This is a genomic window from Pyxidicoccus fallax, assembly GCF_012933655.1.
In the GTDB taxonomy this organism is placed as follows: domain Bacteria; phylum Myxococcota; class Myxococcia; order Myxococcales; family Myxococcaceae; genus Myxococcus; species Myxococcus fallax.
Genome location: NZ_JABBJJ010000081.1, coordinates 1 through 13125, shown reverse-complemented (window position 1 = coordinate 13125; position 13125 = coordinate 1). Strand labels below are relative to the sequence as shown.

At 68.5% G+C, this 13125-nt stretch carries 9 protein-coding genes and 1 tRNA gene; 3 read left to right on the top strand and 7 right to left on the bottom strand.

What is annotated here, in order from left to right:
• Positions 1-41: 41 nt before the first annotated feature.
• From HG543_RS18730 to HG543_RS18720, 3 genes are all read right to left on the bottom strand, one after another.
• Positions 42-1535, bottom strand: coding sequence for a M16 family metallopeptidase (locus tag HG543_RS18730; RefSeq protein ID WP_169346166.1), 1494 nt, complete (start codon positions 1533-1535; stop codon positions 42-44).
• Positions 1532-2926, bottom strand: coding sequence for a M16 family metallopeptidase (locus tag HG543_RS18725; RefSeq protein WP_169346165.1), 1395 nt, complete (start codon positions 2924-2926; stop codon positions 1532-1534). Before HG543_RS18725 ends, HG543_RS18730 begins: the two co-directional genes overlap by 4 nt.
• A 95-nt stretch (positions 2927-3021) precedes the next feature.
• Positions 3022-3564, bottom strand: a complete 543-nt coding sequence (locus tag HG543_RS18720; protein ID WP_169346164.1) for a hypothetical protein — start codon at positions 3562-3564, stop codon at positions 3022-3024.
• A 175-nt stretch (positions 3565-3739) separates the two neighbouring features.
• Here HG543_RS18720 and HG543_RS18715 point away from each other — a divergent pair, with 175 nt between their 5' ends.
• Positions 3740-7606, top strand: coding sequence for a DEAD/DEAH box helicase family protein (locus HG543_RS18715; protein WP_169346163.1), 3867 nt, complete (start codon positions 3740-3742; stop codon positions 7604-7606).
• Between the two features lie 107 nt (positions 7607-7713).
• Here HG543_RS18715 and HG543_RS55425 read toward each other — a convergent pair whose 3' ends face one another.
• The 4 genes from HG543_RS55425 to HG543_RS18695 all read right to left on the bottom strand — a co-directional run bounded on the left by HG543_RS55425 (position 7714) and on the right by HG543_RS18695 (position 10771).
• A complete protein-coding gene (locus HG543_RS55425) occupies positions 7714-8487 on the bottom strand; it encodes an SMI1/KNR4 family protein (protein WP_246357142.1) in 774 nt (257 codons plus the stop codon).
• Complete coding sequence (locus HG543_RS18705) at positions 8457-9698, bottom strand: PAAR-like domain-containing protein (RefSeq protein WP_169346162.1); 1242 nt, start codon at positions 9696-9698, stop codon at positions 8457-8459. Before HG543_RS18705 ends, HG543_RS55425 begins: the two co-directional genes overlap by 31 nt.
• 103 nt (positions 9699-9801) lie before the next feature.
• A tRNA-Phe gene (locus HG543_RS18700) sits at positions 9802-9874 on the bottom strand.
• Between the two features lie 87 nt (positions 9875-9961).
• Positions 9962-10771 (bottom strand): sigma-70 family RNA polymerase sigma factor, encoded by an 810-nt coding sequence (locus HG543_RS18695; protein ID WP_169346161.1) that lies wholly within the window; start codon positions 10769-10771, stop codon positions 9962-9964.
• Positions 10772-10893: 122 nt separating this feature from the next.
• On the opposite strand from HG543_RS18695, the gene nhaR reads away from it, so the two are divergent.
• Together nhaR and HG543_RS18685 are read left to right on the top strand one after the other, a co-directional pair.
• Positions 10894-11793 carry a transcriptional activator NhaR gene (gene nhaR / locus HG543_RS18690; RefSeq protein ID WP_169346160.1) on the top strand — a complete coding sequence of 300 codons (900 nt, stop codon included), beginning with the start codon at positions 10894-10896 and terminating at the stop codon, positions 11791-11793.
• Positions 11794-11991: 198 nt separating this feature from the next.
• Positions 11992-13125: site-2 protease family protein (locus HG543_RS18685; RefSeq protein ID WP_169346159.1), on the top strand; the 1134-nt coding region annotated here is incomplete at its 3' end.

Below are 13125 nucleotides of genomic sequence, written 5' to 3'. Positions count from 1 at the left end.
ACCGGCCCGGAGCGTGTCGGGCCGGTGAGGCGCGGGGAGGCTCAGCGCTTCGCCGAAGCCGGCGGAGCGAAGGACTTGTCGGAGATCTTCATCTCCGTGACGGTGCCGTACTTGCGGGCCACGTCGCGGATGGCGGACGCCTTGCCGATGAGGACGAAGGTGAGGTTCTCCGGCGCGGGCAGCGTGCGCTGGATGACGGCGCGGACGCCGTCGCGCGTGGTGGCGGTGACGGCGCGGGCGTAGTGGTCCACGTCGCTGGCGTCCAGGCCGTAGAAGGCGAGCTCGGACAGCTTGCCGGCCAGCTGCGCGCCCGTCTCCAGCTTGGGCGGGAACTGCCCCAGCACGTACGCCTGGGCGGAGGCGAGCGTGGCGTCGTCCATGCCGCTCTGGCGGTAGCGCTTGAGCACGTCCACCGCCATGTCGATGGCCTGACCGGTGGACTCCGTCTTCGTGTACGAGGCGATGACCGCGGGGCCGGGCCGCGTGTACTGGAGGAAGCTGGAGTTGGCGCCGTAGCTGAGGCCGGACTTCACGCGCAGCTCGGTGTTGAGCAGCGAGGTGAAGCGACCGCCGAAGACGGTGCGCGCCAGGTCCACGGCGACGCGGTCCGGGTCGGTGCGGGCGATGCCGGTGTTGCCAATCCAGAAGTACGTCTGGGTGGCGTCCGGCTTGTCCACGAGCAGCACGCGGCGGCCCTGCGAGGGTGCGGTGGCGGGCACCTCGGGGGCGGGCGCGGCGGCGCGGGCCCAGCCACCGAGCGCGGCCTCAAGCTTCGCGGCGAGCGCCTTCGAATCGAAGTCACCGACGACGGAGAGGATGAGCCTGTCTCCACCGAGGTGGTTCTTCGCGTAAGCGAGCACGTCGTCGCGAGTCAGCCCCGGTAGGGACGCCTCGGTGCCGCCCACGGGAGCGCCGTACGGGTGGTTGGCGAAGTGGAACGCCTGGAAGTACGCGCCGATGAGGGCGCGCAGGTCGGCGTCCTTGGCGGCGGCGATTTCGGAGACCATGCGTTCGCGCAGCTTCTCCAGCTCGGCCTTGTCGAAGCGCGGGCGGGTGAGCATGTCGCCGAGCAGCTCCACCATCAGCCCGGTGTCGCGCGACATGAACTGGCCGTTGATGACGAGCGACTCCAGGGCGGGAGTCACCTCCAGCGAGCCGCCCACGCTGTCCACGGCCTCCGCGAACTGGCGGGCATCGCGCGAGCCGGCGCCCTTCTGCAGGAGCTCGCCGGTGAGGGCGGCCAGGCCCTCCTTGCCGGCGGGGGCTCCGAGCGCGCCGCCGCGCAGCCACGCGCTGAACGCGACGAGCGGCAGCTCCCGGCGCTCCACGAGCAGCAGCTTCGCGCCGTTCTTCAGCGTGACGGTGGTCGCCTTGGGGAGCGTCACGCCCTGCGAGGACGGCTTCGCGGTGGGCGCTGGCGTGGTGGACGCGGGAGGCGTGGAGGGCTTCGGGGCCGCGGGCCCCTGGGCGGCGGACGGGAAGGCGGTGAGGAACGCCGCGCCGAGCACGGCCTTCCAGGACGGGGGAGCAATCATCGCTGGGCCTCCTTGGGGGCCTCGGGGGCGGTGTCCGGCACGAGCCAGCCGACGGTGCGGCGCTGGGTCTTGAAGATACGTTCGGCGACCTTGCGCACGGCCTCGCGATTCACGCGCTCGAAGCGGGCGGGGGCGTCGAAGAGCTGGCGGTAGTCGCCGCGGAAGACCTCGGCGGCGCCGAGCGCGCGGCCGCGGCCGTCATTGGTCTCCAGGCTGCGCCAGTGGTTGGCGAGGGCGATGTTGCGCGCCTTGCGCAGCTCCGCCTCGGTGACGCCCTCCTTGACGACGCGGGCGAGCTCCTCGGTGACGAGCGCCTCCGTCTTCGCGAGGTCACCGCCGGGAGGAAGGTCCGCGAGAATCCAGACGAGGGCCGGGTCGAAGCCGGGAGTGAAATAGGTATCGACCTTGATGGCGGCGCGCTCCTCCTCGACGAGGCGGTGGTGCAGGCGCGAGGAGTCGCCGTCGGCGAGGATGCGCAGGAGCAGGTCGAGCGCCTCGACGTCGGCGTCATTGCCGGCGATGCCGTGGTAGGCGAGCTGGAGGATGGGCGACTGGGCGAGCTTCTTCACGACGATGCGGCGCTCACCCTGCTGCTCGGGCTCCTTGGTGCGGACGGGCTCGGGAGCGGGCTGCGAGGGGATGGGCTGGAGGTACTTCTCGGCGAGGGCGAAGACCTCGGCGGGGGTGACGGCGCCGGTGACGATGAGGGTGCCGTTGTTGGGGGCGTAGTACGTCTTGAAGTAGCGCTGGAGGTCCTCGAGCTTCCAGGACTCGATGTCCGAGGGCCAGCCGATGACGGGGAACTGGTAGGGGTGGGCGACGAAGGCGGTGGCCTGGACCTGCTCCATGAGGGCGCCCGCGTTGTAGTTGTCCACGGCGGAGCGGCGCTCGGAGTAGACGACACCGCGCTCGGACTCGATGACCTTGGGGTCGAAGGCGAGGTGCTGGAGGCGGTCGGCCTCGAGGTCGAAGATGAGCTCGAGGGCGGAGCGGGGGAACCACTCCATGTAGACGGTGACGTCCTCGGAGGTGAAGGCGTTGTTGGCGCCGCCGTTGGCCTCCATGACGCGGTCGAACTCACCGGCGCCGTACTTCTTGGCGCCGTTGAACATCATGTGCTCGAAGAAGTGGGACAGGCCGGTGATGCCGGGGTACTCGTTGCGGCTGCCGACACGGAACCAGTTGTAGAGGACGGCGTTGGGGATGTCCTGGTCGGGCCAGACGATGACCTTCATCCCATTCTTGAGGGTGCGCGCCTCGATGCCGGCGCCGAACTTCGGCGCGGCGGAGGTGGCGGGCCGGGTCGCCGCCTTGCCCTGGGCCCGCGCGCCCGACACGGGGGCCGCGAGCAGGGCGAGGCAGGACGCCCAGAGTAACGACTGACGGAACATCCGTGCTCCTGTCGAGAGAAGACGCCCGGGAACGGGCCGCGGAGCACGATATTCCAGGTTTGCCCGTCCGCTTCCAGGGAAGCGGGCGGAGGGGCTCAGGCGCCGAGCACGCCGCGGAGCACGTCCTGGAAGTAGTTGATGCTTCCGACGTGGGTCTGGTGGTGCCTGGCGGACTGGTGGAGGCGCTCGACGACGGCCTCGAACTCGGCCTGGCTGACGTCGCGCAGGGACATGTAGAGGCGGGCGGCGCCCTGGAGGTAGGAGAAGAGGGGATTGCGGTCGGTGCCGTCGGGGCGACGGAGGAGGTGGCGGTAGAGCCGCTCGAACTCCTGGTCGGTCTCGGTGTTGCGGACGGCGCGGCAGTAGCCGGCGGCGGTGGCCTCGATGAGGAAGAAGAAGGGGTGGTACTCGGGGGGCGGGGCCTTGGCGAAGCTGGGGGGCTGCTTGTCACCGGTCCACAGCTTGGAGATGGGCTGGAGGGTGACGTGGGTGAGCTGCTCGCCGGCGCGGACCTGGACGCGCTCTCCGACGGGGAGCACGCGCTTTCCGTCCTCCCACTCCACGGCGACATACAGGCGGTCCGGCTGGTCCACCTTCACGCCCGCCTTCTCCAGCTCCGCCACTGCGTTCGCGTCCATCGTGTTCCGTTCCTCCGAGAGCCTCTGTGTACCCCGCCAGGGCCGGTTCGTGCACCCGGGTTCGTGAGCCACCGTCCAGGAAGCGGCGATGGGCGGCGGACTCCAGGTCCCTGCCCTTCCCATACAGCCTGTGCAGTCGGGGAGCAGGGGGGCATGGCTGGGTTAGGGTGTCCGGGTGTCCTCCCCCTTCCTGGCGATTCCCGAGTCCCAGTGGGTCGCGTCCAATGCCCTGGCGTTCGCCATCCGGGACCGCTTCCCCGTCAGCCCCGGCCACACGCTGGTGATTCCCAGGCGGCTGGTGGCCACCTGGTTCGACGCCACCCCCGAGGAGCAGCGCGCCCTCTTCGAGCTGGTGGAGGTGGTGCGCCAGGGCCTGGAAGCGGAGCTCCGGCCGCAGGGCTACAACATCGGAATCAACGTCGGCGCGGCGGCCGGGCAGACGGTGTTCCACCTGCACGTGCATGTGATTCCCCGCTTCACGGGAGACATGGCGGACCCGCGCGGGGGCGTCCGCCACGTGATTCCGGGCAAGGGCAACTACCTGGCCGGGCAGGCGAAGCCGCTGGCGACGGGCGGCTCGGAGGACCCGTTCCTCCACCACCTGGAGCCCCTGTTCGCGAAGGCGATGGAGGTCGCGGTGCTGGCGGCCTTCGTCCAGGACAGCGGGCTGGAGGTGCTGCGCGACTCCGTGGACGCCGCGCTGGCCAGGGGCGCGCGGGTTCGCATCCTCACGGGCGACTATCTGGCCATCACCCAGGCGGATGCGCTGCGGCGGCTGCTCGACTGGATGGACGAGGACACGGCGCTCCAGGCCGAAGGCCGGGGGCGCTTCGAGGCGCGCGTGGTGGAGGTGGAGAAGCAGGGCGTCCCCTCCTTCCACCCGAAGTCCTGGCGCTTCCTGGGGCCGGAGCTGGCGGTGGCCTACGTCGGGTCGAGCAACATCTCCCGCGCCGCGCTGAAGACAGGCATCGAGTGGAACCTGCGCGTCGAGCGCGACCGCGACCCGCGGGCCTGGAATGAGGTGGTCGAAGCCTTCGAAGGCTGGTGGAAGCGAGCCACGCCGCTGGATGCGGACTGGGTGGAGCGCTACGCCCGCCGGGCACGCGACGCGAGCCGGAACCTCCCTCCAGGTGATGTGGAGGTGGAGCCGCCGCTTCCTCCCCGGGAGCCTCATGCCCTGCAGCGCAAAGCGCTCGAGGAACTGGCGCGAAGCAGGCGCGAGGGTCGCCGCCGGGCGCTCGTGGTCCTCGCGACGGGCCTCGGGAAGACGCTGCTCGCGGCGCTCGACGTGGTGGCCTTTGGCAAGGAGCGGGAGCAGACGCCCCGGGTGCTCTTCCTGGCGCACCGCGAGGAGCTGCTCGTACAAGCGGCGGAGACGTTCCGGCGGCAGATGCCGCATCTGCGATTCGGCTGGTACGTCGGCGAGCAATCACAGCTCACGGGTGACGTGGTGTTCGCGTCGGTGCAGAAGCTCTCTCGTCCGGAGGGACTCCAGCGGCTGCGCGAGACGGCGGCGTTCGACTACGCCATCGTGGACGAGGTGCACCACGCCGCGGCGGCGAGCTACCGCTCCATCCTCGCGCAATTGAATCCCGCGTTCCTGCTCGGGCTCACGGCGACGCCCGAGCGCGCGGACGACGGGGATGTGCTCGGCCTGTTCGATGACCACCTCGCCTGGCGCTCGGACCTGGGTGAAGGCATCCAGGAGGGCCTGCTCGCGCCCTTTGCCTACTTCGGCCTGAAGGATGCGGTGGATTACGAGAACATCCCCTGGCGAAACCAGCGCTTCGACCCCGAGCAGCTCGCCCAGGCGGTGCAGACGGAAGCGCGCATGCGGACGCTGTGGCGCGCATGGCGTGAACACACCGCGAGCCGCACGCTGGTGTTCTGTTGCTCGGTGGCCCATGCCGACTACGTCCGGCGGTGGCTGGGCGAGCAGGGCGTGCGCGCGGTGGCGGTCTACTCGGGAGCGGGTTCGGCCGACAGGGCCCAGTCGCTCCGGCAGCTCGCGGAGGGCTCGCTGGACGCGGTGTGCGCCGTGGACCTCTTCAACGAGGGAGTCGACGTTCCGAGCATCGATCGAGTGGTGATGCTGCGCCCCACGGAGTCTCCGGTGGTGTTCCTCCAGCAGCTCGGCCGCGGACTGCGGAAGTTCGAGGGGAAGGAGCAGGTCACCGTCATCGACTTCGTGGGCAACCACCGTGTGTTCCTCGACCGGGTGAGGACGCTGCTGTCGCTGGGAAGGAGCACGGTGTCCCTGCGTGACTTCCTGGTGGACGGCAAGGCGCCGGACCTGCCTCCGGGTTGCGACGTGCAGGTGGAGCTGGAGGCGAAGGAGCTGCTCCAGCGACTGCTGCCCAGCGGAGGCACGGAGGTCGAGCGCGTCTACCGCGAGCTGCGGGCCGCACGTGGCCATCGTCCCACGGTGGGTGAGCTGTACCGCAAGGGCTACTCGCCCGGCACGCTGCGCAAGGCGCACGATGGCTGGTTTCACTTCGTGGGGAAGGAGGGAGACCTCACCGAAGAGGAAACCCGAGCGTTCGAGAAGGGACGGGAGTGGTTCGAGGAGCTCGAGTCCACGCCGATGCGCAAGTGCTTCAAGATGGTGCTGCTGGAGGCCCTGCTCGAAGCAGACGCCCTGGTGCAGGGGATGTCCCTGTCCGAGCTGGCCGCGCGAAGCCTAGCTATCCTCCAGCGCTCGCCGGAGCTGCTCCAGGACCTGGAGGACGTGGAGGCATTGGACAACGCTCGCAGCCCGAGCGCCTCGAAGTTCCTCGCCTACTGGAAGTCGAATCCCATCGAGGCTTGGACACAGGGAGGGCCGTGGTTCGATGTGGATGGTGACCGATTCGTCCCGCGACTTCCGATTGCCGCCGAGGCGAAGCAGGCTTTCGAGGAGATGACCCGGGAGCTGGTGGACTACCGGCTCGCGCAGTACCGGAGGCGACGGCAGGCCCAGGTGCAGGGGACGGCGTTCGAGGCAAAGGTCTTCTCCAACAAGCGAGACCCCATCCTCAAGCTCCCGGACCGGGACAAGCGTCCAGACCTGCCCTCGGGCCCCACCGATGTCCGATTGCCTGATGGCAGTGTGTGGAGCTTCGATTTCGTGAAGATCGCCGTGAACGTGGCGCGGCGGCCGGGCACCCAGCGCAACCAGCTTCCGGACCTGTTGAGGGAGTGGTTCGGGCCCAAGGCGGGTATGCCGGGCACGGCGTTCCGCGTCCGGTTCGCCCCCGGGCCCGATGGCTGGTGGGCGGAGCCCGTGCGGGCCGAGGTCGTTCCCTTCGCCCGGCCCGGAACGCTCGTTGCCTTCCCCAGCCTGCGAGCCGCGGCAGGCGCCGTGGACCATTCGGTCTCACTGGAGAACGCACCGGAAGCGGAGCGGGTCCGTCTGCCGGTGCGAGCGCGTGGCGAGGGCTTGTTCGCGGTGCGCGCCTCCGGCGACTCGATGGAAGGAGGAGAGCGCCCCATCCACGACGGCGATTGGTTGGTGATGCGCTATGCACGAGCCGCTGGCGCAGGCGAGGTCGAAGGCAAGGTGGCTCTCGTCCAGGTTCCGGACGCGGCCGGCCATGCCTATCAGGTGAAGCGGCTCGTAAGAGTCGATGGGCGTTGGCTGCTTCGCTCGGACAATCCGGAGCGCCCGTCGTTCGAGGCGGGCAAGGACGTGGTGCCCATCGCGTTGCTCGTCGACGTCATTCCGCCCGAGCACCTCGGTCCGGAGCGCGGGGCGCGGCTCACAGATGAGCAGCTCATGGAGCACTTTGGTCTGAGCGCCTCACCGAAGACGGGGCGCCATGAAGGCCAGCTCTTCCTCTGCGTCACGAAGAAGGGAATTCTCTCCGAGCCGGACCGGCTGAAGCTGCGCATTGCCGACCGGCGGCACGCGGAAACGGCCTATGTGCTCACTCGCGAGGCGGCACAGGACCCCTGGCGCTATTGGGGCGTGGCGCGCTGGCGCGATGACGAGGCCCAATGGGCCCTCGCTGAGCCAGTGGACTACGTCACCTGGCGTGCGCTGGGCCATGGGCGTGGCAGCTAGCTGCGGCCCTCCGATGTGGGACAGGCGGATTGATTCTCGCTGGGCCTTGTTCTTCCCGAGGCACCCACGTGCCCGAGGAGGGTAACCCTTGCGTAATGCCTTCCACCTCACGCAAGAGCCGGAGACCATTCGGCGACCTTGACCTCCAGCGCGGACACCATTGCGAGCTCACCCAGGATCTTCCTGAGGACTCCCGGGCTGGCGCCTCCGAGATTGAAACTCCTCACATCGTTGAACTCATGCCTGGGTATTCCCTTGCAGATCATGACCGCGTCGGCCCGCTCGTACAGCCCGCATAGGGAACCGGTGGAGATCGGCTTGCTGAACCCAAGGCTGTCCATCACCCGCTCGATGAACACCTGGATGTCCGAAGGCTCGCCCCGGAACGTGCCAGTGCATGTCTGTGGCATCTTGCTCAGCCGGAATCGGTAGAGCGCTCCCCAGGACAACATCTCGTGCAGGGTCTCGAATCTATCGTAGAGCTCGTCCTCGTCGCCCCGGGCTTCACGCGCTGTGACCAGCGCATCGGCCCGTGTCTGCGCGTCGAAATCGTAGAACAGTGGCAAGGGCATCATTTCGTCGGAGTCATCCGCGATCAGCAGGAACCGGGGATGAGGCTCGACGAGGCGCTCGGTGTAGCATTCGATGACACGCCGCGCCGAGAAGTCGAGAGTTGGAAAGGTCAGAGCCCCCATACCCTGGCCCATGTGGGCCAGGAACCAGCGATAGAAGTGAGGCAGAGGGCGCCCCGCGAGCTGCTCGATGTGAGCAATTGCGTCAGGCGTGACGCCCTGCCACTGCTCCGCGAGCCCAGGCACGACCCTCAAGAGCAACGCCTCGACCGAGGCCACTAGCTCTTTTTCTTGCTCTTGTGCTGACATTTCACGTCCTTTGGCTTGCCATCGGAGCAGAGGAACAAGGGAAGAATGATATTGCAGCTGCCGCACGGAGGGACGCTCTCTCCGTGACCGAAGGTACTCATGACCGGGTCCTGAAGGTCACTCCGCAGATGCTGGACCTTGCCGTCGGTTCCCTGTCCGGCGCTGTGGAACCACTGCTCGGTGAGGCCAGTGACCTGGGCTCCATCGTCCATGGCGAGCGCGAGGGCCTTGGGGCCGGCACAGAATCCTGGCGGAAAGCACGCGGGAAGAACTTTTTCGACGTCGTTCTTCTTCTGGTCGAAAAGATTCTCAGCCAGGAGCCATCTTTCCCTCACGCGAACCGGGTCCTTGCCCAGCTTCACGCAAAGGTTCGTGGCGAAAACCTCGGCCCTTGTGAATTTTTTGTTTTCGACCTTCCCAGTCGCTGCATTCTTGCGGTTGATGGAGACGATGTGCGCCCCACCCGCTGGCGCGTGCCATTGCAGCTCTCCACTGACGACTGCGAGGAATACCTCTTCTGTCCTCTTGCCCGAGTGATCCGCGTACGTCTGTTGGCACGCACACCGGACCACGCCGAGCATTCTTCCTGAGTCGCCGGTCCCCTCTGGGAACTTGTTGGGCTGGACAGGATTCGCATTGTTCTGGGTGAGCGCCTGGGCCAGCTTGTTGGCATGGCTCCGAGTGTCGTCCGTCTCTTTCAGCGAGCCTTCCGAACCGTGTTGCTTGTCACAGAGAGGGCATTGCTTCTCCCCCGTGACGACCGTGACCATCCCGCTGGACACCTGGACGAGCCCCATCAGAGTCGCCGAGTTGGCCGGACTGCCGCTCGGCCCGCAGTTGTTGAGCATCGGGTCGCCGAGGAGTTGGACGTTCTTGCCTTCGATCTTCACGTCCATGGAGCCGGGCCCAGCGAAACTCGTGGGCCCCTCCACGTTCGCGGAGACGAGCCCGCCGCCGGTCCCCTTGCTGGCCACATCCCCCATGGAGCCGAAGGTGGCGCCTCGTATCGCCACCTTCTTCCCTCCAATCGTCACGCTCTTGGAGTACTTCTTCGGGTCGGTTCCGCTCTTGCCGATGTTGGGCAGCGGCATCGGGACGAACGGGGCCGGGGGGCCCGGCATCTTGCACATGTTGGGGAGCGTCGCCGCGGCAAGCCCGCTGCTTCCCTCTGTTACGGGCGTCTTGGGCGCATTCACCGAGACTTTCGACATTGCGCCATGATGCCCCCAACGCCCCGGAACGCCTACACGCTGCCCTGAGCCCGGAAACGACAAAGGCCTCCGGACTTGCGTCCAGAGGCCTTCGAAGCTGCTGTGCCCAGAGCCGGAATCGAACCAGCGACACGGGGATTTTCAGTCCCCTGCTCTACCAACTGAGCTATCTGGGCGTGAGGGTCACCGCGAGATGGGCCCCTCATAGCGAGCCCATCCCTCACCCGTCAACATCCATTTTCGCCCTCCCCCTTCCCTCCTCTTCAGGCCGCCAGGGACAAGGTCTCGCCGTCCCAGGGCGTGAGACTCGCGGTGAGCCTGCGGCGCAGCTTCGCCCGCAGCCCCTGCTCAATCTGCCGGATGCGCACCGCCGTCACCCCGAACCGGCGGGCCAGCAGCTCCGCGCTCGCCCCCTCGTCCACCAGCATCCGCTCCTCCACCAGCGCCCGCTCCCTCGCGTCCAGCTCCGGCCACGCCTCCGCCACGCTCGCCCGCAGCCTCGCCGCCCACTTCGCCCGGTCCACCACGTCCTCCTGCGACGCCCACTCCGACTCCAGCCCGTCCAGCCGCGTCACCTCCCCGTCCGGCGTCACCGGCGCGTCCAGCGACACGTCCCGCGCCAGCGCCTCCGTCGCCCGCTCCACCTCCTCCTCACGCTTCCCCAGCGCCTCCGCCAGCCGCCGGGCCACCTCCGGATGCCCCTCCCCCCACCGGGCCTCCAGGCGCGCCCGCTCCCGCCTCAGCTGGAACACCACCCAGGGCGCTCGCCCACCCGCCATGCTCCAGTTGCGCCCCACGTAGGCCCGGATGCGCGCCCGAATCCACTGGTTCGCGTACACCGCGAAGGGGATGCCCCGGTCCTCGAACCGGCCCGCCGCCTCCATCAGCCCCACGTTCCCCTCCCCCACCAGCTCCTCCAGCGGCAACCCCGTCCACCGGTACTTCCACGCCAGCCGCTGCACCAGGTCCAGGTGCTTCCGGACACGTTCCTCCACCACTTCGCTCGACGCCTGCTTTCCCGTCAGATCGAGCTCCGGGGACTCAAAGGACACGTTCTGGTTCGCGGCTTCCATGGACCTCCTCCGGTCTGCCGCGGGGGGAAATCCCCCCCCGCGAACGCCGCAAAAACTAAGTGCCCGACATCCATAAAAAAATGAGATAGTTTGAGTACGATACTTCGGTTATCTCTATGTCCATGAGCTGGCTCAACTACCACCACCTCCTCTACTTCTGGACCGTGGCCCGGGCAGGCAGCATCGCCAAGGCGGGCGAGGAGCTGCACCTGGCGCAGCCCACCATCAGCAGCCAGCTCAAGCTCCTGGAGGAGTCGCTCGGCCACAAGCTCTTCGAGCGCCAGGGCCGCAAGCTCGTCCTCACCGACGTGGGTCGCACCGTCATGCGCTACGCGGACGAAATCTTCCGGCTCGGCAACGAGCTGAAGAACGTCGTCTCCGGCATGCCCGGCGGCCAGCAGCTCCGCCTCAACGTGGGCGTGCTCGACGTCATCCCCAAGCTCGTCGCCGAGCAGCTCCTCAAGCCCGCGCTCGATGCCGGCCCCAACCTGCGCATCATCTGCCGCGAGGGCCCCCTGCCCCAGCTGCTCGCCTCGCTCGCCCTGCACGAGCTGGATGTGGTGCTCGCCGATGCCCCCAGCTCCGAGCCTGTCAGCGTGCGCTCCTTCAACCACCTGCTCGGCAAGAGCGGCGTGTCCTTCTTCGCGGCCGGCAAGCTGCTGAACCTCAAGAAGGACTTCCCCCGCTCGCTCAACGGCGCCCCGGTGCTCCTGCCGTCGGACGAGTCCTCGGTGCGCCGCTCGCTGGAGCTGTGGTTCGAGCGCCAGGGGCTGCGCCCGCTCATCGCCGGGGACTTCGACGACAGCGCGCTCCTCCAGGCCTTCGGCCAGCGCGGCCACGGCGTCTTCGCCATGCCTACCGCCATCGAGGCCGAGGTGGAGCGCCAGTTCAACTGCTCCGTCATCGGCCGCACCGACGAAATCGAGACCTGCTTCTACGCCATCACCGTGGAGCGCCGGCTCCGCCACCCCGCCGTCGTCGCCATCGCCGAGGCGGCCCGCTCGCAAATCTTCAGCGGGTGACACCCTCCTGGGCGACTCTTCGGGAAAACCGAAGGATTGGCTCCTGTTTTTCCGATTTACGAAGCGTCACCGGCTCCTTAGTTCAAGTCCATCGGGCCCACCGCATGGAGCGGCCGGGCCCGGGCGGTCAACGCGCCGGAGGTGGGAGACAGGTCTCCCCGTCCGGCGCGCTCCGCCAGGAGAGGAGCCTTTTTCGTCATGCCCTGGTCCATCCGTATCGGACGCATCGCCGGCATCGACCTCAAGCTGCACTTCACCTTCGCGCTCATCCTCATGGTGGGCGCGCTCCAGTGGGGTGTGCCCCACGGGCCGCGCGGTGCCTTCTTCGGCGTGCTGCTCGTCAGCCTGCTGTTCGTGTGCGTCGTGCTGCATGAGCTGGGGCACGCCCTCGTGGCCCGCCGCTTCGGCATCCCCACGCGCGACATCACCCTGCTGCCCATCGGCGGCGTGGCCCAGCTCTCGCGCGCCCCGGAGACGCCCCGTCAGGAGTTGTGGATTGCCGCCGCGGGCCCCGCGGTGAGCGCGGTGCTGGCCGCGCTGCTCTTCGGCGCGACCGCGCTCACCCTGGGCGCCAATGGCCTCACCGACGCGGAGACGCTGAGCACGCTGCTCACCCAGCCGTCGCTGCCCACGCTGCTGGCGTGGCTGGCCGGAGCCAACGCCACCATGGCGCTGTTCAACCTGCTGCCCGCGCTGCCCATGGACGGTGGCCGCATCTTCCGCGCCGCGCTCTCGATGCGCCTGGGCGCCGAGCGCGCCACCACCGTCGCCACGGGCGTGGCCCGGGTGCTCGCCGTGGGCATGGGCCTCTTCGGTATCTTCCAGGGGCAGCTCGGCCTCGCCCTCATCGGCCTGGTCGTCTTCATGAGCGCGGGCCGGGAACAGCACGAGGTGCTCACGCGCCGTGTGCTCTCGCGCGTTCGCGTGGAGGACGCCTACAACAAGCACGCCCTGGTGCTCGCACCGGGAGACAGGCTGTCTCGCGTGATGGAGTACCTCCTCACCAGCCCCCAGGCCGACTTCGCGGTGGTGCTCGGCGAGCGGCTGCTCGGCGTGCTCACCCGCGAGCGCGCCCTCCAGGGACTCGCGTACGAGGGGCCCGCCACCTACGTCTCCGGCCTCATGCAGCGGGACGTGCCGCGCATCGACGTGGACGCCACGCTGGAGGACGCGCGCCGGCTGATGGCCGAGCAGCGGGTGGGCATCGTCGCCGTGTACCGCGACGACGTGTACCTCGGTCTGCTCAGCCTGGCCGACCTGTCCGAAGCCCTGGCCGTGGCGTCCGCGGCGTGGCGGCACGGCCAGGGCTTCGGACCTGTCTCTTATACAAAT